The 18,414-nt window shown below is 55.2% G+C and carries 12 protein-coding genes; 4 read left to right on the forward strand and 8 right to left on the reverse strand.

Annotation, left to right across the window (positions count from 1 at the left end):
• Nucleotides 1-23: 23 nt before the first annotated feature.
• From QGT73_RS02725 to QGT73_RS02740, 4 genes are read left to right on the forward strand one after another with little or no spacing between them, the layout of a single operon-like run.
• Nucleotides 24-1,142, forward strand: a complete 1,119-nt coding sequence (locus tag QGT73_RS02725) for an NHL repeat-containing protein (RefSeq protein WP_280121320.1) — start codon at nucleotides 24-26, stop codon at nucleotides 1,140-1,142.
• A gap of 19 nt (nucleotides 1,143-1,161) precedes the next feature.
• On the forward strand, nucleotides 1,162-2,304 hold the full coding sequence (locus QGT73_RS02730) for an ABC transporter substrate-binding protein (RefSeq protein ID WP_280121321.1): 1,143 nt from the start codon (nucleotides 1,162-1,164) through the stop codon (nucleotides 2,302-2,304).
• On the forward strand, nucleotides 2,301-3,296 hold the full coding sequence (locus QGT73_RS02735; protein ID WP_280121322.1) for an iron chelate uptake ABC transporter family permease subunit: 996 nt from the start codon (nucleotides 2,301-2,303) through the stop codon (nucleotides 3,294-3,296). The genes QGT73_RS02730 and QGT73_RS02735 overlap by 4 nt, the downstream gene beginning before the upstream one ends.
• Nucleotides 3,293-4,330: an ABC transporter ATP-binding protein gene (locus QGT73_RS02740; protein WP_280121323.1), complete on the forward strand. Its 1,038-nt coding sequence runs from the start codon at nucleotides 3,293-3,295 to the stop codon at nucleotides 4,328-4,330. Before QGT73_RS02735 ends, QGT73_RS02740 begins: the two co-directional genes overlap by 4 nt.
• Before the next feature lie 1,166 nt (nucleotides 4,331-5,496).
• Here the strand turns inward: QGT73_RS02740 and QGT73_RS02745 are convergent.
• The 8 genes from QGT73_RS02745 to QGT73_RS02780 all read right to left on the reverse strand — a co-directional run bounded on the left by QGT73_RS02745 (nucleotide 5,497) and on the right by QGT73_RS02780 (nucleotide 18,397).
• Complete coding sequence (locus tag QGT73_RS02745; protein WP_280121324.1) at nucleotides 5,497-8,334, reverse strand: M16 family metallopeptidase; 2,838 nt, start codon at nucleotides 8,332-8,334, stop codon at nucleotides 5,497-5,499.
• A gap of 105 nt (nucleotides 8,335-8,439) precedes the next feature.
• A complete protein-coding gene (locus QGT73_RS02750; RefSeq protein ID WP_280121325.1) occupies nucleotides 8,440-9,228 on the reverse strand; it encodes a hypothetical protein in 789 nt (262 codons plus the stop codon).
• A gap of 38 nt (nucleotides 9,229-9,266) precedes the next feature.
• Complete coding sequence (gene mazG, locus QGT73_RS02755; RefSeq protein ID WP_123616024.1) at nucleotides 9,267-10,049, reverse strand: nucleoside triphosphate pyrophosphohydrolase; 783 nt, start codon at nucleotides 10,047-10,049, stop codon at nucleotides 9,267-9,269.
• Nucleotides 10,050-10,653: 604 nt separating this feature from the next.
• On the reverse strand, nucleotides 10,654-11,910 hold the full coding sequence (locus QGT73_RS02760) for an AGE family epimerase/isomerase (RefSeq protein ID WP_280121351.1): 1,257 nt from the start codon (nucleotides 11,908-11,910) through the stop codon (nucleotides 10,654-10,656).
• A 136-nt stretch (nucleotides 11,911-12,046) separates the two neighbouring features.
• Nucleotides 12,047-13,453: an MFS transporter gene (locus tag QGT73_RS02765; protein WP_280121326.1), complete on the reverse strand. Its 1,407-nt coding sequence runs from the start codon at nucleotides 13,451-13,453 to the stop codon at nucleotides 12,047-12,049.
• Nucleotides 13,454-13,573: 120 nt separating this feature from the next.
• On the reverse strand, nucleotides 13,574-14,740 hold the full coding sequence (locus QGT73_RS02770) for a glycoside hydrolase family 130 protein (protein WP_280121327.1): 1,167 nt from the start codon (nucleotides 14,738-14,740) through the stop codon (nucleotides 13,574-13,576).
• An 82-nt stretch (nucleotides 14,741-14,822) separates the two neighbouring features.
• Nucleotides 14,823-15,920, reverse strand: coding sequence for a glycoside hydrolase family 26 protein (locus QGT73_RS02775; RefSeq protein ID WP_280121328.1), 1,098 nt, complete (start codon nucleotides 15,918-15,920; stop codon nucleotides 14,823-14,825).
• 41 nt (nucleotides 15,921-15,961) lie between these two features.
• Complete coding sequence (locus QGT73_RS02780; RefSeq protein ID WP_280121329.1) at nucleotides 15,962-18,397, reverse strand: glycoside hydrolase family 94 protein; 2,436 nt, start codon at nucleotides 18,395-18,397, stop codon at nucleotides 15,962-15,964.
• Nucleotides 18,398-18,414: the final 17 nt, after the last annotated feature.

Consider the following 18,414-nt stretch of genomic DNA (forward strand, 5'->3'; position numbering starts at 1 on the left):
AATCGAAATACAAAATCGTAATTATGAAGATTAAGAATTTTTTCAACTGGATGTGTGTGCTTGCTGTCGGCTTCTCGGCAGTGGCTTGTAGCGATGACGACGATGCTCCCGTAGTGGACAGCGAGGTGTCGAAGGTGGCTCTGCCCCGACACAGGATGTTTATTCTCAACGAGGGTAAGAATGAACACAACAATGCCGGTATCGGTTTTTATGCTCCTGATAACAACATGGAGTCAATCGATGACATATTTTATCTGCAGAACGACATGCGTCTCGGCGACACCGCTCAGGACATGATAGAGGAGGACGGCAAAATCTATGTGGCCGTGTATGGCTCCAACTATCTCGCACGGCTCAACGCAGCGTGTGTCGAGGAGGCCCGTATCTCGTTTGCCGGTGACACCGAGCTTGGTGGCGGCATCAGGTATATTGCCGCAGAGGACGGATATGTCTACGCATCGTTCCACGGCAGCATGGTGGCAAAAATCAATGCCCGGACCATGCAGGTCGAGGCCAAGCTCCGTACTCCCGGTTCCAACCTGGAGGGTGTGGCCATAGTGGGTGACAACCTTTATGTCTCAAACTCTTATACTCAGACAAGCGCGGGATGGGTGTATCACAACGACGTATTTGTAATCGACCTGAATACTTTCACTCTGAAGGAGACTCTGACCGTAGTGGAGAATCCCAATGACATGACAGAGGAGGATGATAAGGTGTTTGTGATTTCAAATGGCAATTATAAGAATGTGGGATATTCATTCCAGATGATTGACCCTGCAAATAACAATAACGTGACTGATTTGGCGGTTGCCAGCAAAATGTGTGCCGGCAACGATAAAGTATATCTTGTATATTCATATACTGACTGGTCCACTTATATCACAACCAACACCTTCTTCTCGTATGACATCAAGACCGGCCGTGTGATCAATGAGTCATTCCTTAAGAATGCTCCCGCCGAACTCTCAAGCTCAAGCATCTACATGATGGCTGTCGACGATGAGAACGGTGATATCTATATCGGTGTGTCCGACTACAAGAGCAACGGTAATATGTATCGCTTCAAGAAAGACGGTACGTTTGTCGAGAAGTTTGACTGCGGAGGTCTGAATCCCAGGACTGCTGTCTTTGTCGACTAAACAAACTTTAGAACAATAGATGACAATCAAATATTTTTTCAGTCTATTTCTGCCGATAGCGTTGTCGACCCTTGTCTCGTGCAAGGGCGGCAACGCTTTTGTTTCGGCGGATGGCGGCGATACGCTCCATCTGAAGTATGCCGACCATCTTTCGCTCGTAAAGTATCCTGACTATGTAAAGGCGACGGTAAGAAATCCGTGGGACACGACTGCTGTGCTTCACACCTATGTGCTTGTGCCCGACAGCGTGTCGGTGCCCGAGGGGTTGCCGGAGGAGTGGACCGTGGTGCGCACACCGTTGAAGTCGGCGTTGATATACTCGTCGGTCCACAACAGTCTGGTGACCGAGCTTGGTGCTCTCGATGCCATCTCGGGAGTGTGTGACGCGCAATATATACATCAGAAGAGTCTTGCCGACAGGATTGCCGGAGGCCGTGTGGCCGACTGCGGCACGGGAACTTCGCCCAACATCGAGAAAATCATCAGCCTCAATCCCGACGGTGTGATGCTGTCGCCCTATGAAAACTCGGGCACTTACGGGCGGCTCGGACAGCTTGGCATACCGCTCATAGAGTGTGCCGACTATATGGAGACCTCGCCGCTGGCCAGGGCCGAGTGGATGATACTGTATGGCATGCTTTTTGACCGCGAAGAGGAGGCAAGACGCTTGTTTGACGCGACGGAGCGGGAGTATAACGCTCTGAAAAATCTTACCGAGGGTGTTGCCGACAGGCCCAAGGTGCTTGTTGACCGTCTGTACGGGCAGGCGTGGTATGTGCCTGCGGCCAATTCGACAATGGGTATCTTCATCAAGGATGCCGGAGGCGAGAATCCGTTTGCCGTCCATGACCGAAACGGGAGCGTGGGGCTTGCGGGCGAGCAGGTGCTGTATCAGGCCGAGGATGCCGATGTGTGGCTGATGCGCTATGCCCAGGACTCCGACAAGACGATGAGGGAATTGGCTTCGGACAATGCAATATACACGCAGTTCAAAGCGTTTAAGGATAACAGAGTGTACGGGTGCAATACGTCCCGTGTGTTTTTCTACGAAGATATACCTTTTCATCCGCAGTGGCTTCTGAGGGATATGATTTCCATCCTGCATCCCGGACTTGTGGCTGAGAAGGAGGGTAAAAAATATTTCACACAACTGGAGCAGTGAAATTTATAGGAGTGACATTGCTGATTGGCGTGCTGTTTCTGCTGAACATCTTTATCGGTTCGGTGGACATCCCCGTGTCGCATGTCGTCGACATACTGCTGGGGGCTGATGGCTACGGAGCTGTCGGCTTTATCGTGAGGGAGAGCCGTGTGCCCATGGCTGTCACGGCGTTGCTCGCCGGAGCGGGTCTGGCCGTGTCGGGTCTCATGCTTCAGACGGCTTTCCGCAATCCGCTGGCGGGTCCATCGGTGCTTGGCGTCAACTCCGGGGCGAGTCTCGGGGTAGCCTTGGTGATGCTGCTGCTTGGCGGGACAGTCTCGGCGGGTTCGTTCACGATAGGTGGCTATGCGGCCGTGATGGCAGGGGCGTTTGCCGGGAGTCTCATGATAATGGGGGTGCTGCTATTGCTCTCATCGGCTCTGAAAGACACTCTGATGCTGCTGATTACGGGTATAATGATAGGCTATCTGACCTCGTCGGTCATCATGCTGCTCAACTTTGTGTCGACAGCCGAGGGAGTGCAGAGCTATGTGATGTGGGGTATGAGCAGCTTTAGCGGCGTGTCGGTGAGACAGTTGCCGCTGTTTTGCTCGGTGACCGCTGTCGGGCTTGTGATGTCGCTGCTGCTGATGAAGCCGCTCGACCTGCTGCTGCTTGGCGACGGCTATGCACGCAATCTCGGGGTGAATCTGCAAAGGGTGAGAAATCTGCTGCTGCTTGCCACGGGCATACTCACGGCTGTGATTACGGCCTATTGCGGACCGGTGGCTTTCATAGGGCTCTCTGTGCCCCACATAGCGCGTATGATATTCCGCACCGACAGCCACCGTGTGCTGATGCCCGGCACTCTGCTTACGGGAGCTGCTGTGGCTCTGGGCTGTAATCTGATGTGTGTGCTTCCGGCCAATTCGGTGATACCGCTCAATGCCGTGACTCCGCTTATAGGCGCGCCTGTCGTGATATGGGTACTTTTTAAACATAGATCAAGATGATGGAGATGTCTGTCGGACGACGCGATACGGTAAGGGTGCATGACCTTGTGACGGGCTACAGGAGCCGGTCGGCGGTCAGGGAGGTGTCGAAGAGCTTTGACGCGACTCTGCTGAGCGGTGAGCTCACCTGTCTGCTCGGGCCCAACGGGGCAGGCAAGTCGACGCTTCTGCGCACACTGTCGGCCTTTCAGCCGGCTATAGGCGGGACGATAGAGATAGAGGGCAGGCCGCTTGCCGATTACAGCAGCCGTGAGCTGTCGTGGCTGATAGGTGTGGTGCTTACCGAGCGTGTGAGCCTGAGCAATATGACTGTCGGCGAGCTTGTGGGGCTTGGCCGAAGTCCTTACACGGGTTTCTGGGGCCGGCTGTCGGCTCATGACATGGAGGTGACCGACCGTGCCATACGTCTTGTAGGTATCGAAGAGCTCAGGGAGAGACCTGTCGGCACTCTGAGCGACGGCGAACGTCAGAAGGCGATGATAGCCAAGACTCTGGCCCAGGAGACGCCGATAATATTTCTCGACGAGCCGACGGCTTTTCTTGACTATCCGAGCAAGGTGGAGATTATGCAACTGTTGCAGCGGCTGGCACGCGAGGAGGGCAAGACGGTGTTTCTTTCGACCCACGACCTTGAGCTTGCTCTCCAGATAGCCGACAGGGTGTGGCTTATCGACAAGACGCGTGGAGTGGAGATAGGGGTGCCGGAGGATCTCGCGCTTAACGGGGCCTTGGGACGGTATTTCGAGCGCGAGGGGGTGGTGTTTGACATGACTACGGGCCTGTTTCGCATCAATACAGGCCTCTCGCGGTCGGTGATTGTGACGGGCGACGCACATAGCGGGCGCATGAGTATGGCAGTCAAGGCTTTGGCTCGTGAGGGCGTGCTTGCAGTGACTGCCGGGAGTGAGGAGTTGCCGTGTGATGTAAGCCGTCCCAACATGACCGTCGAAGTCACGGCGGATGCCTTTATAGTCGACGGCTCGAGACGTTGTGTCACCATCGCGGAGATGCTTGAGGCGATATTGTGGGTATGATGCTCGGCCCTGCACGATGCTGTGAGCTGGAGCAGACGTGAAGTCTCAGTCTCAGTCTCATAGGAAAGCGCAAAGTGTCAGAAGTCTCACACAGTGTCATAGTGAGACTGAGACTGTCAGTGGAAATGTAGGGGAGAAAACTTTTTGTGGCGGGAGTGTTGTTTTACTGTCAGATAGTTGTTTTATAGACTGTAAGGCTGTCGAAAGATTCCGTGCTGTTTTTTTGCTGTGATGAAGAATATTGAAATAATCGGAGAGGCGTCCGCAGGACGCTGATTTGATCGTAACCTGGTACACCGAAGCGCAGCGGAGGTGTGCCGGGACCAATGACTCAATACAGTGATGAGGGTGTTGCAAAACCTATGATTTAATCAGTTGTGACAAGGAAAGGCCCGTAGGGCCTGTGCGAGCTTAGGCCATGGCAAGCATCCGCGTAAGCGGTGCGCAGCCATGGTATAAAGACAGATATAAAACGGTGCGCCGCGTAGCGGTGCCACAAAGTGTCATGATGGTAATTCACTGCGACATAACGTTTTGATACGCTTGTATTGTTGTACCGCTACGCGGCACATGCTGTGGATAATTATTCTGTACCATGGCTGCGCACCGCTTACGCGGATGCTTGCCATGGCCTAAGCTCGCACAGGCCCTACGGGCCTTTCCTTGCTACAACAGTCTGCAAATTATCTGCTTTCTGGTGTTTTGCAACACCCTCGATTATCGGGCGCGATAGCTATACAGCCCCCTCTCACGATAACCGATGTCCTGCCGGACATCATTTCTTTATAGTATGCCACTCCTGGCACACCTCCGCTGCGCTTCGGTGTACCAGGTTACGACCAAATCTGCGTCCTACGGACGCCTATGCGGGATGTAGAGTGGCGTGCTTGGGATGCCTATGCGGGATGTGGAGAGGCGTGCTTGGGATGCCTGTGCGGGATGTGGAGTGGCGTGCTTGTGATGCCTGTGCGGTAGCTGCGTATATCAGGCAGAATTGTGGAGGGCATTAATCTCTGATGCATCGAAATTTCGGCTTGGTCCAATATTTCGGAAGTTTTTACAAGTAAAATACAAAAATCAGCCCCGGGCATAGTGTCCGGGGCTGATTTTTGTTGATTGGTGATTTTTTCGGGAGGTTAAACTCTAAACTTTTAACCTCATAAACTTTACAATGCAGGGTCGAGGGTGATTGTGCGGTAGTTGCCCTGGGCGTTGAGTTTTTTCATGAAGTCCATGATGTCGTTGACAGTGATTGAGTTGAGGACTTCGATGTTGCCGTTGAATGTGTCGATGCCGTCGATGCCGTAGCCCGAGAGCGCGCTGAGCCATGTGCTGTTGCGTTCCTTGGCTTCGGTGAAGCTCTTGGCCATGTATTCCTTTATGGGGTTGAGCTCTTCGGCAGTGACGTCGCTCTCCATGGCTTTGAACTGGCCGTGGATGAAGTCGAGTACCTCCTGCTTCATTTCGGGTTTCATGGGGAACGATGTCGACATCATGACGGGGTTGAGTCCGAGGCGTGAAGCCTGGCCCGAGGCTCCGATGGAGTAGACGGCACCCATGTCCTCGCGCACTGTCTTGATGAGACGGTTGGTGAGTATCTGTCCGGCGATAGAGGCTACTTGTGAGGTCTTGGGTGAGAATGGTATTGTGCCGTATTCCATGATGGCGACGAGAGTCTGGGGTGTGGCCATCTTGGTCGAGAAGGTATCGTCGGCCGAGCCGGGCTTGGCGAAGAGTGCGGGATTGTAGGTGGGTATGCCCTTGCGTGCGGTGGCTGCGTTGCCGGGTATCGAGGCTATGTAGGTCTCGACGAGCGGACGGAGGTTCTCGAGGTCGACGTTGCCTACGAAGTAGAAGGTGAAGTCGGCGGCGTTGGATGTCATCTCATGCACGAGGCTTGTGATGTAGTCGAGGTCGGCGGCTTCGAGGTCGGCCTGAGTGAGCATGCGCTGGAAGGGCGAGGTGTAGAGGGTGGTGAGCATCTTCTCGTTGAAGACGTAGTTGGGGGTCGTAGTCTGGTTGGCGAGCATTGCGGCTGTCGACTTGCGCATGGCTTCAAACTCGTCGCGGTCGAAGGTAACGTCGGTAAATGCCATGTAGACGAGCTCCATGAGAGTGGGGAGGTCCTTGGGAGTAGTGCCGCCCGAGACTGAGCGGGTGTATGCGCCCAGGTCGATGCCTACGCCGGCGATTTTGCCTGCGAGATATTTGGCGAGGTCGCTCGAGTTGTATGAGCCGAGGCCCATGTTGCCGAGGGTGTTGGGGAGAGTGAGTATGGAGGGAGCTTTTTCAGCGGGCACGTCGGCATATCCACCGAGAGCCTGAGCCGAGAATCGTATCTCGTCTTCCTTGAATTTGGTCGACTTGACGATGACTTTCGCGCCGTTTGAGAGGGTCCATTCGGTGGTGCCCCATGTGGGGTTCTGCACTTCCTTGACGATTTTGCCGGCTACGGGAGCCTTGCGTATGAGGGGCTCGGTCTTCACGTTGTCGACAAAAGCCTCGATGGTCTCGGCGTCGACCTGTGAGAGAGCGGCCTCGAGCTGGGCGGGAGTGGGGAGTGTGAAGCCTTCTTTTTCGGGCGAGAGTACCATGATGGCGCGGTTGTCCTGCGTGATGAGCGAAGCCATGGCCTTGTTGATGACTTCGAGGGGGATGGAGGCTGCTATCTGCTGGCAGAGGGCCCATTCGGTCTCGATGCCGGGGATGGGCTCGAGGTCGACGAAGTTGTTGACATACTCGTTGACAAATGTGCCGCTCTCGCGTGTGGCGCGGTTGTTGTAGGCGCGCTCAAACGAAGAGAGGTAGTTGTCGCGCATGCGGTCATATTCGCTCTGTGTGAATCCGCCGCGAGCCGCGCGGAGCACTTCGCGATAGGCTGCCTGGAGGGGAGCGATGATGTCGTTGTCCTTTGACACGGCTGTGATGCCGGCGGCATCTTTGGTCTTGGTGATGATGTAGTCGCCATAGCTGAAGTCGGCTGCCGCGAAGGGTGCGTCGGGCTTGGAGGCGATGTCGGAGAGACGGTTGTTGAGCATACCCGAGATCATGCCGAGGATGTAGGAGTTGGCAAAGTAGGCGGGCGTGTTGCGCAGCTCGAGGGGGAAGATGTCGTGGAGTATCATGAGCTGGCCCATAAGGTGTTTCTGCTCAGGGTCGGAGCCGATGCCGTAGAGAGTGCCTTTGTGGTCGGGCACGGGCTCATAGGTGCGGGGCTTGGCGTCGGCGGGCATTTCGATGGAGGTGAACATCTCCTTGATTTTGCCTTCGATGCGGTCTACGTCGATGTCACCCACCACTATGACAGCCTGCTGGTCGGGGCGATACCATGTCTCGTAATAGTCGCGCAGGGCCTGAGGCTCGAAGTGGTCCACCACATCCATGATGCCGATGGGCAGACGGCGGCCATATTTGGTGGTGGGGAAGAGGTCGGGGAGTATGCGCTCGAAGATGCGCATCTGGCCCTGCATGGCGCGACGCCATTCTTCATGGATTACGCCGCGCTCTTTGTCGATTTCCTTGGGGTCGAGGGTGAGGTCGTTGGCCCAGTCGTGGAGTATGAGCAGACAGGAGTCCTGCACGCTCTCGCGGGCGATGGGCACGTTGGATATGTTGTAGACAGTCTGGTCGACGGCGGTGTAGGCGTTGAGGTTGGCACCGAATTTCACGCCTATCGACTCGAGCCACTCGCGCAGTTGGTTGTCGGGGAAGTTGGTGGTGCCGTTAAAGCACATGTGCTCCAGGAAGTGGGCCAGTCCGCGCTGGTTTTCTTCTTCCAGGGCCGAGCCTACCTTCTGGGCTATGTAGAAGTCGGCCTGTCCCTTGGGATACTCGTTGTGACGGATGTAATAGGTAAGTCCGTTGGGGAGCTTGCCGATGCGCACATCTTTGTCGACCGGCAACGGCTGTGTCATGGGGTTGTTGCCCCCCTGGGCCATTGCGCTCTGCCCTGCGGCGAGCAGGACTGTCAGAGCGATGAGAGCTGTTTTCAACAAATGTTTCATGTGAGAATTTATTGGTTGTTTTGTAGTGTATTGTAGTTGTAGCGTGATTGCGCGATTTAAGGTATGGGTCATTTATAAGTTAGTCGCAAAGATAGGCGATTAGTTTCACCATAATGACGCGCAGGGGTGGGAAATGTTACTGTATTTAACTTTATTTAATACACTGAGGGCCTCTGTGTGCAGATAGGGCACCTCGACAATCCACGGCGTGGCATATGTCGGGTGAAACACTCCGAGCCTCATGCCCGCGACCCGTATGCCGTAACGCTCCTCGAGAATTAGGCGGTAGATGCTAAGCTGAAGGGCATAGTGCCAGTAGGAGGTGTCGGGCAGATGGCCTATGGGATGGAGGCCTGCGGATTTTCGGGGTGACTCGGCCATGATGCGGCCGTCGGTGTCCACGAGCTTCTTGGAGCGTTTCCAGTCATAGATGTTGAAGGTGCCGTCGGGCGTACGTTCGAGAAAGTCGAGCGTGCCGGCCACTCCGTAGTCCTCGTGATAGATGCGCCACTCCGTGCGATAGGGGTGCAGACGGTTGTTGGCCGCGAAGTTGCAGAATAGGCGATAGGCATCGATGTCGCCCTCGGGCCCATCGGGCCGCTCGCCGCGGCTCAGAGCCAGATAATAACGCTCTATGCGCTCGTGCATCACCGTCCCGAGGTCGCGTGCACGGCATGCCTCGCGCTCCCAGCGGTCGAGTATCACCTGCGGGTCGATGCCCTGCTTGCGTGCCATGCGTCCGGCCCAGAAGGGTGCGTCAAACCGCGGAAAGCACTCCTCGACCAGTGTGGTGACCGATTTCATCTCACGCTCTCCGAGACGGTAGGTGTGGCTCTCGGCTTCAAAGCTCAGATACGGGTCACGCTCGTGGGCGTTGACTTGATTGCAGTCCATCGTAAACTCTAAACTTTTAACTCTCTAAACTCTTTAAACTATAAGAGCTTAGCTTCGTCCCACAGGGCATCCATCTCGGCGAGGGTCAGCTCTTTGAGCGGGCGGCCCATCTCGGCGGCACGACGCTCGATGTGGTTGAAACGCTTGATAAATTTTGCATTGGTCTTCTCCAGAGCGTTCTCCGAATTGATGCCGTAGAGACGCGCGGCGTTGATCATGGCAAAGAGAGCGTCGCCCATCTCCTCCTCGCGGCGTGCGGGGTCCATGCCCTCGGCCTCGCGGGCAAACTCGTCAATCTCCTCCCTGACCTTGTCCCACACATCCTCGCGTTTCTCCCAGTCAAAGCCCACATTGGCGGCTTTCTCGGTGATACGCTCGGCCTTGATCATGGCGGGCAGAGCCTTGGGCACTCCCGAGAGGACGGTCTTGTTGCCCCCTTTCTCTTTGAGCTTGAGTTCCTCCCAATTGCGCAGCACATCGTCGGTCGAGTTGACCGAGGTGTCGCCAAACACGTGGGGGTGGCGATAGATGAGCTTGGTGTTGAGTGCGTCACACACATCGGCGATGTCAAACGCGCCCTTCTCCTCGCCTATGAGAGCGTAGAAAAGCACGTGGAGCAACACGTCGCCAAGCTCTTTGCGTATGTTGGCGTTATCCTCCTGTATGAGAGCGTCACACAGCTCATAGACCTCTTCGATAGTGTTGGGGCGCAGCGACTCGTTGGTCTGCTTGGCGTCCCACGGACACTTTACGCGCAATATCTCAAGAGTGTCTATGACACGCCCGAGTGCCTCTAACTTTTCCTGTCGGTTATGCATGATGATTGGTAATAAGCTACAAAATTACTGCATGAGTGCCAAACACAAAAACTTTAGATGTGAAAAAGTCGTAAAAACCGACGTCTTACCACCGCCACGACTCATTCCCGACACCGTTATGGTCCGAGTCTCAGTCTCTCAAATTGACACACATGTGAGACTGTCTCACTATAGTGTCAAAATTGTGAGACTGAGACTGTATATATAGAGTTTAGAGAAGTTGAAGTCTGAAAGTGTAGGGTATAGAAAAAGTGGATTAGTCCGGCACCGAACTAATCCACTTCATATATTCTATAATATTCTATAATGCTTTCTAATATAATAATACACTCTCTATATACTCTATACTTTCCTCCCTATACTCTATAATACAATACAAAGTTAATAATGGATAGGGTATGAAAAGGTGCGTTAATGTCGCGCAGCGGAGGCTAAAAATATATCAGAGACATAAAAAGCCATTTGCGCCGGAGAGAAATGCCGCTGTCGCAACCTTGAGATGACAGTCTCAGTCTCACAATTTTGACACTGTAGTGAGACAGTCTCACAAGAGTGTCAAATCGTGAGACTGACACTCTTGTCGGTATATTCTATGAGTATGAGGTGTTTACGAGCCGAGCTTGCCGAGCACCGATGCCGCCTCGAGACACATGCGCGAATTGTGGTAGGGACACTTCCAGAAGCCCGCCTTGTCATCGTGACGGTTGACAGAGCCGTCGGATGCAAGCCGCGACCAATACCATTCGCCCTCGGGGTCGACGAGATTGTCGAGAATGTAACGCCACGACTCACGAGCGTGCACAGCCATCTCGGGCATGTCGTGAAACGCCGCGAGATAGAGCTGCCCGATTACGTTCTCAGCCTGAACCCACCAGTGCTTGTCGTTGTCATAGTGCCCGTCGGGATGACGCTCATACACCATCGAGCCGTCGCAACATCTGCCCTGGAGTCCGGCCAAAGCTATGTGGCGAGTATGGTCGAGAGTCTCCCCGAGCAGGTCGGGGTCATCTATCACCTGGGCCGTCTCGAGCAGCAGCCACGAAGCCTCGATGTCATGGCCGTAGCTCTCTATGTCGCCCCCCACCTGCTGCCAGTCATCGTCAAAGAAGAGCGTGAGATGGCGTGTGACGGGATGCTCTATGCGGTCGAGAAATATGCGCAGCAGTCCGCGGGTAGCCTCCTCCACTACAGCCGTGTCGAGGATGTCGTCGAGCTCGGCCGAGAGCACACTACGGCTCTTGCCCGCCTCGCGCTCCTTGAGTGCGCGCAGCAGGTTGGTATATCCCTCGATGATGTGGAGATGGGTGTTCATGGTCTTGGAGGCATTGGTGTCCTTGTCGCTCAGACGCATGTCGGCTATGGGCTGCCATGAGCGTGTCGCGGCCTCGAAATATCCCTCCTTGCCCTCGCGGCGGTCGCGAGAGTGAGTCTCTATGCAGGCAAAGAGCTCACAGGCCAGCGCGAGAGCCTCCTCACAGCCCGTGGCGCGGTAATATTCAGCCATACCGTAGATCATGAAGCCTATGGCATAAAACTGTTTCTTGTCATCGAGCGGCGAGCCGTCGGGATTGAGGCTCCAGTATGTCCCGCCATATTGGCGGTCGACAAAATGGTCGCGTATATAGTCATAGGCGCGAGTGGCCATGTCGAGATACTCAGGGCGGTGCAGCTCGCGATAGGCGGCTGAGAAAGTCCAGAGTATGCGGGCGTTGAGAATAGCCCCTTTGGGAGCCGACGGGTCGAGAGCATCGTGGCCGTCGCGTCGACCGTAAAAACCACCTGCCGGATCGACCATACGGTCAATCCAGTAGGGGAGTATATTAAAGGTCAGATTGTCAATCAGTTGCTGTTTCAAATCTTCTATAAAGTTTATAAGTTAATAAAAGTTTATAGAGTAAATAAAGTAAATGACGCAAATAGGAGTAAATCGAATTGATAAAGAGTGTCGAACCCCTCAGCTATCAACAAATTGCTAATTACTAATTGCTAATTACTAATTGCTAATTGTCACAGTGGTGTCGTTTGTCGCGGAGTCGGGCCACGATGTCAGCCATCTCGGTAGTGCCCAGAGGATAGAACCACACGATAATCATCGACAGCAGAGCCACCCCCGCAGGGATAAACGTCATTAGCATCCACAGACACTCGATGGCACTCGTCGGCTGAATCACCTGGCCTATCATATCGTCCTTACGCTCGATGTAGCCACATCCGCTCAGCAGCCACATCACCGAAGCACCGCCTATGGCCCCGCCAAACTTCTGAGCCATCGAAGCCGACGAGAAGATAAGACCTGTCGAAGCAGTGCCGGTGCGCAGCTCGGAATAATCGCTCACATCGGCATACATCGACCACACCAGCGGCGACATCATGCCCGTGAGCACCGAGATGATGACCTGCAGGAGCAGCATCATGAGCAGCCCGCCGTTGGTAGTGGGCGAGAGAGCGAAAAATCCCACACTGAACGCAATGAGCAACGCGTCGATCATGATGAAAGTCGGCTTCTTGCCTATGCGGTTGGTCACGGGCACAGCCAGCGCGACACCCACCATATTGGCCACCTCGCCCACACCCAGGAAGAGACCCGAGTAGAAGAGTATCGACAGCGAGAACACCACGATGTGCTGCTCGCCCCCGATAATGTCGGCAAAGAAGAACGCAACGGTGGCTCCGCGCACGGTGTTGAAGAGATTAAAGCAGAGCGACGCTCCGTTGAGCAGCCACCAGGGCTTGTTGGTCACCAGAGCCTTGAGGTCATTGCCAAGCGTGGCCGTGGCCACAGTCTCGATGCGCTCGCGGGTGAGCTTGAAGCAGAGCAGAAACAGCACGAAGCAACACGAAGCGATGACACACATGGCCATCTGCCACGACGTCTGGGGCGTCATGCCAAGACTGCCGCTGAACATGGAGCACAGAGGGTCCCACGCAAAGAGGGCTATGAAAGAGCCTCCGTAGGCAAAAAACATGCGGTAGGACGAGAACACCGTCTTCTCCTGCGAGTTGTCGGTCATCACGCCGAGCATGGCTCCGTAAGGGACATTTATGCCCGTGTAGACGGTCATCATGAGTATGTAGGTCACATAGGCCCACACGAGCTTGGCACCATAGGCCCAGTCGGGGGTGGTGAAAAGCAGGATGCCGCATATCGAGAACGGAGCGGCCACCCACAGCAGATAGGGACGGTATTTGCCCCAGCGTGTGCGCGTGCGGTCGGCGGCGATGCCCATCATCGGGTCGCTCACGGCGTCCCATATGCGGGTGACCAGGAGGAGTATGCCTGTGTCGACAAGGCTTATTCCGAAGATGTTGGCATAGAAAAAGGGTAGATAGTAGCTGAACACTTTCCAGAACATTGACGAGGCCATGTCGCCAAATCCGTAGCCTATCTTTTCACGTAACGGTGCCATTTTTTTATGATTTTGATGGTGTCAGAGTTAAGATGTTTGGAGTTTTTATGTAAGGAATAAAGTCCGCGAGGCTGTCACCGCGCGCTGCGGATGCAACCCCACGGACTTCAATGCTGTCGGTTAGCCTTTGATCTCCATGTTGCGGTCAATCAGACTGTTGATAGTCTTGACCGAAGCCGAGGTCGTAAGCCCGTCCTGCGGAGTGTTGAGACAATAGTCCACAAGGCGGTCGACGGTCGAGGTGGCCACATGCATGCGGGTGTCGGACGACGCGTAGTAGATGTAGACCGTCCCGTCGGGGTCGGCGATCCAGCCGTTGGTAAAGAGCACGTTCATCACGTCGCCCATATATTCCTCACCCACGGGAGCCATCAGATAGCCGCCGGGCGAAGCGATTTTCTCCCAAGGCTTCTCGAGCGAGGTCATGTACATGTAGAGCACATAACGCAGACCCGAGGCACAGCCGCGCACACCGTGGGCCAGATGCAGCCACCCCTTGGGGGTCTTGATGGGGTGGGGACCCTCGCCGTTCTTGACCTCTTTGATGGTGTGGTAATAGCGCGGGTCGATGATGATTTCCTCCTTGACCTCGGCATTGCATATGTCGTCGATAAGGGCCCAGCCTATGCCGCCGCCGCTGCCGGTGTCGATGAAGCCGTCCTGCGGGCGGGTGTAGAGGGCATACTTGCCGTCGACAAACTCAGGGTGCAACACCACGTTGCGCTGCTGCGACTTGCACTTGAGGTCGGGCAGACGCTCCCAGTTCTCGAGGTCCTTGGTGCGTGCTATGCCGCAAGCGGCTGTGGCGGCCGACAGGTCGCCCGGACACGAGTCATCGTGACGCTCCACGCAGAAGAGACCGTAGACCCATCCGTCCTCGTGAGCCGTCAGACGCATGTCATACACGTTGGTGGCAGGATTGTCGGTGTCGGGCATCGTGATGGGACGCTCGCGGAAGCGGAAGTTGTCCACTCCGTTGGGGCTCTCGGCTACGGCGAAATATGACTTGCGGTCCATGCCCTCGACACGCACCACGAGCACATACTTGTCATTCCACTTGATGGCACCCGAGTTGAGCGTGGCGTTGCAGCCGATGCGCTCCATGAAGTAGGGGTTGGTCAGAGGGTTGAAGTCATATTTCCACGTGGGCGGAATCATCTCGGCCGTCACCACGGGATTCTGATAGCGGTTATATATGCCGTTGCCTTCCAGCTTGACGTTGCGACGTGTCACCAGCTCCTCATAGCGGGCAAGTATCAGGCTTTTGCGATATTCAAATTCTGTCATAGTCTTAATCTAAACTGTATTTTGCTGTTATATAAGTGTTTTATAGGTAATATGTCTTAGTCAGTATCCGTAGGGGCCGCTGTCACTTGACAAAGATAGCCTTTGACTCGTCGTGCCACTTCTTGAAATCGGCAGCAGCCGGATGGCCCGGATAGGGAGCGTAGAAATGATTGGGCTTCTCGCTCTCGATAGCGTTGCGCCACACACACACATAGGCTATGGGCAACCCCTCGATTGACGGCTGGAGCACACGGGTGTACCAGTCGGTCACCTCCAGTCCCTCGAGACCGGTCTCCGTAAACGCCGCCACTTTGCCGCGCTTGGCGGCCTCCTCGGCCACGTAAGGCAACTGGGCCTTGATGCGGGCCATATAGTCGGCCACACCGGCCTCGCCTCCGAAATGATAGATGTCAGAGCCGAGAATGTCGACATAATCATCGCCCGGATAGGTCGAGAAATACTGCTCGCGTGTGAGATCCTTGTCGGGTGAATAAGCCCACACCACATTGTCGATGCCCAGCGAGTCAAAACGCTCGCGTGTCAGATGCCACAGGGCTATATACTGCTCCGGGTCCCCGTTGGCAGCACCCCACCAGAACCATGAGCCCGAGTTCTCATGCCACGGGCGGAAGATTACGGGGATGGGATTGCCCTCACTGTCCTTGAGCGACGCTATGAAACGGCCCGCACGGTCTATCCACTCTGTCATGATGACCTTGAGAGCCTTGTTTGACTCCATCTCACGCAGCGGAGATGTCGACACGTCCCACGAGTCACCACCCGAAAGCGGATTGCGCGGATGCCACGAGATGGCATTGATGCCGCCGCGTGCATGCTGGCGCGCTATCTCACCCGCCATAAAGTCAAACGGCACTCCGTCGAGATTATTGGCCGAGTCAAGCTCTATCATGCCAAGGTCCCAGCTCATCAGCCCGGGATACTCGCCCGTAATGGCCTTGACATCCGACCCGCCCACCACGTAACGCCACGTGTGGCCATAGGCCGTGTCGTCGTGATGACCGAAATAAAAACGTCCTGAATCGACGGCATTATGCAGTTGCTCTATGAGGCGGTCGGCCACAGTGGGTGGCTTCGGCTCGTTGACAGCCGCTGTCTGCGTGGCCTGAGTGCCACAAGAAGTAGCAAGCGCGACTAACGCGCAAATGGCTATATGTTTCATTTAAACTCTAAACTTTAAACTCTAAACTTTAAACTCTTTTGTCACAAAACGACTTCCACCTTATTGACCGTTCCGGCCGGGCAGAGAGGTATGCGGTTGCCCTCGACAGGCTCACCGTTGAGAGTAACAGTGCGCACACCGCGGCACACATGAGCCGGATTGCTGACCTTGATGTCATAGCGCGCACCGCGAAACTGGCGCGACACCTCATATCCGCTCCACGAGTCGGGAATGCACGGATCGATGGTCAGACCGTCATAATCGGGCTTGATGCCGAGGATAAACTGTGTGATGGCATACCAGTTCCAGGCAGCCGTGCCGGTCAGCCACGAGTTCTTCGCCTCGCCGGGCTTGGCGGCATCCTTGCCCGCCGTCATCTGGCAATACACATAAGGCTCCACTTTATGAAGGTCGCTCTTCTCCTCGAGATAAGCCGGACATATCTTGCGGTAATATTCCCAGGCACGGTTGCCGCGTCCGAGCACCGTCTCTCCGATAATAACCCACGGATTGTTGTGGGCAAAGATGCCGGCATTCTCTTTATAGCCTGCGGGATAGGTCGAAATCTCGCCATACTCCATGACATACTCCGTAAACGCCGGATTGTTGAGCACAATGCCGTGTTCACAGTCGAGATAGGTCTTGACCGAGTCGAGCGACTTGCCCACCAGGCCATCCTCGAGTCCGATACCGGCCATAGAGCACCAGCCCTGCGACTCGATAAAGATTTTACCCTCCTTGTTCTCATGCGAGCCCACCTTGCGGCCATAGAAGTCATAGGCACGCAGATACCACTCGCCGTCCCAGCCATGAGCCTTGACAGCCTCGACCATCGCCTCGACATGACGCTCGGCTCTCTCGGCCTCGGCCTTCATGCCAAGATGGCGGCACAGAGCGGCATAATCGCGGCCATAGATTACAAACTGGCCGGCTATCATGAGCGACTCGGCCTGCGAGCCCTCCGAGTTGTTCTCGGTCGTCTGAAATGACTCGTTGGGGTCATTGGAGAAGCAGTTGAGGTTGAGACAGTCGTTCCAGTCGGCACGGCCTATCAGCGGCAGCCCGTGAGGACCGAGATTGTTTATGACGTGGTCAAACGACACCTTGAGATGCTCCATGAGCGACACCTCCGACCCAGCAACGTTGTCAAACGGCACAGGCTCCTCGAGTATCGTGAAGTCGCCCGTCTCCTTGATGTATGACACCGTCCCGAAGATGAGCCACATCGGGTCGTCGTTAAATCCGCCGCCTATGTCATTGTTGCCGCGCTTGGTAAGCGGCTGATACTGGTGATAGCATCCGCCGTCGGCAAACTGTGTCGAGGCTATGTCGATTATCCTCTCACGCGCACGTTCCGGTATCTGATGCACAAATCCCGCCAGGTCCTGGTTGGAGTCACGGAAACCCATGCCGCGTCCGATGCCACTCTCGAAAAACGATGCCGAGCGCGAGAAGCAGAACGTGATCATGCACTGATACTGGTTCCAGATATTGACCATGCGGTCGAGACGCTCGTCGCCGCTGTTGAGCGTGAACCGCTCCAGCAGATTGTCCCAATAGGCACGCAGACGGCCAAAGGCCTCCTCGACTTTCTCTACCGTGTCAAACCGCGCCATGAGCTCGCGGGCCGGAGCCTTGTTGATGACACCCTTCGACTCCCACTTCTGCTCCTGCGGATTCTCGATATAGCCGAGTGTGAAGATGAGGTCGCGGCTCTCGCCCGGTTTCAGGCTGATCTCGAGCGAGTGTGACGCTATCGGGCTCCATCCGTGAGCCACCGAGTTGCGCGAACGGCCATCAAGCACAGCCTCCGGCTCGTCAAAACCGTTGTAGAGGCCGAGAAACGTCTCGCGGTCGGTGTCAAAGCCGTCGATAGGGGCATTGACCGAATAGAACGCATAATGGTCGCGACGCTCCTTGTATTCGGTCTTGTGATATATGGTCGAACCGTCGATTTCCACCTCGCCTGTCGAGAAATTGCGCTGGAAGTTCTCCATGTCGGTCGCAGCGTTCCACAGACACCATTCCTGAAACGAGAACAGTGTGAAACGCTTCTCGCTGTCGCTGCGGTTGGTCAGCGTCAGACGTGTCACCTCGGCATGCGTGTCGAGAGGCACAAAGAAGAGTGCGCGGGCCTCAAGACCGTTTTTCTCGCCCGTGATGACCGTATAGTTCATGCCGTGGCGACATTCATAGCGGTCGAGCGGAGTCTTGCACGGCTTCCAGCCCGGATTCCACACAGTGTCGCCATCCTTGATGTAGAAGTAGCGTCCGCCGGCATCCATCGGCACACCGTTGTAGCGATAGCGGGTGATGCGGCGAAACTTTGCGTCCTTATAGAACGAATAGCCGCCCGCAGTATTGGAAATCAGCGAGAAGAAATCCTTGTTGCCAAGATAGTTGATCCATGGCCACGGAGTGCGCGGATTGGTGATTACATACTCACGCGCTTTATCGTCAAAGTGTCCGTATTTCATGTCGGAAGTGGAGTGTT

Origin of the sequence: Duncaniella muricolitica (assembly GCF_910574735.1) — a bacterium.
In the GTDB taxonomy this organism is placed as follows: Bacteria; Bacteroidota; Bacteroidia; order Bacteroidales; family Muribaculaceae; genus Duncaniella; species Duncaniella muricolitica.

Bases quoted from the DNA above. Each gene is read 5' to 3' on its own strand.
- QGT73_RS02750 (WP_280121325.1), bottom strand. From the start codon at position 9,228: ATGGACTGCAATCAAGTCAACGCCCACGAGCGTGACCCGTATCTGAGC.
- QGT73_RS02770 (WP_280121327.1), bottom strand. From the start codon at position 14,740: ATGACAGAATTTGAATATCGCAAAAGCCTGATACTTGCCCGCTATGAG.
- QGT73_RS02775 (WP_280121328.1), bottom strand. From the start codon at position 15,920: ATGAAACATATAGCCATTTGCGCGTTAGTCGCGCTTGCTACTTCTTGT.
- QGT73_RS02730 (WP_280121321.1), top strand. From the start codon at position 1,162: ATGACAATCAAATATTTTTTCAGTCTATTTCTGCCGATAGCGTTGTCG.
- QGT73_RS02765 (WP_280121326.1), bottom strand. From the start codon at position 13,453: ATGGCACCGTTACGTGAAAAGATAGGCTACGGATTTGGCGACATGGCC.
- QGT73_RS02725 (WP_280121320.1), top strand. From the start codon at position 24: ATGAAGATTAAGAATTTTTTCAACTGGATGTGTGTGCTTGCTGTCGGC.
- QGT73_RS02740 (WP_280121323.1), top strand. From the start codon at position 3,293: ATGATGGAGATGTCTGTCGGACGACGCGATACGGTAAGGGTGCATGAC.
- QGT73_RS02780 (WP_280121329.1), bottom strand. From the start codon at position 18,397: ATGAAATACGGACACTTTGACGATAAAGCGCGTGAGTATGTAATCACC.
- QGT73_RS02745 (WP_280121324.1), bottom strand. From the start codon at position 8,334: ATGAAACATTTGTTGAAAACAGCTCTCATCGCTCTGACAGTCCTGCTC.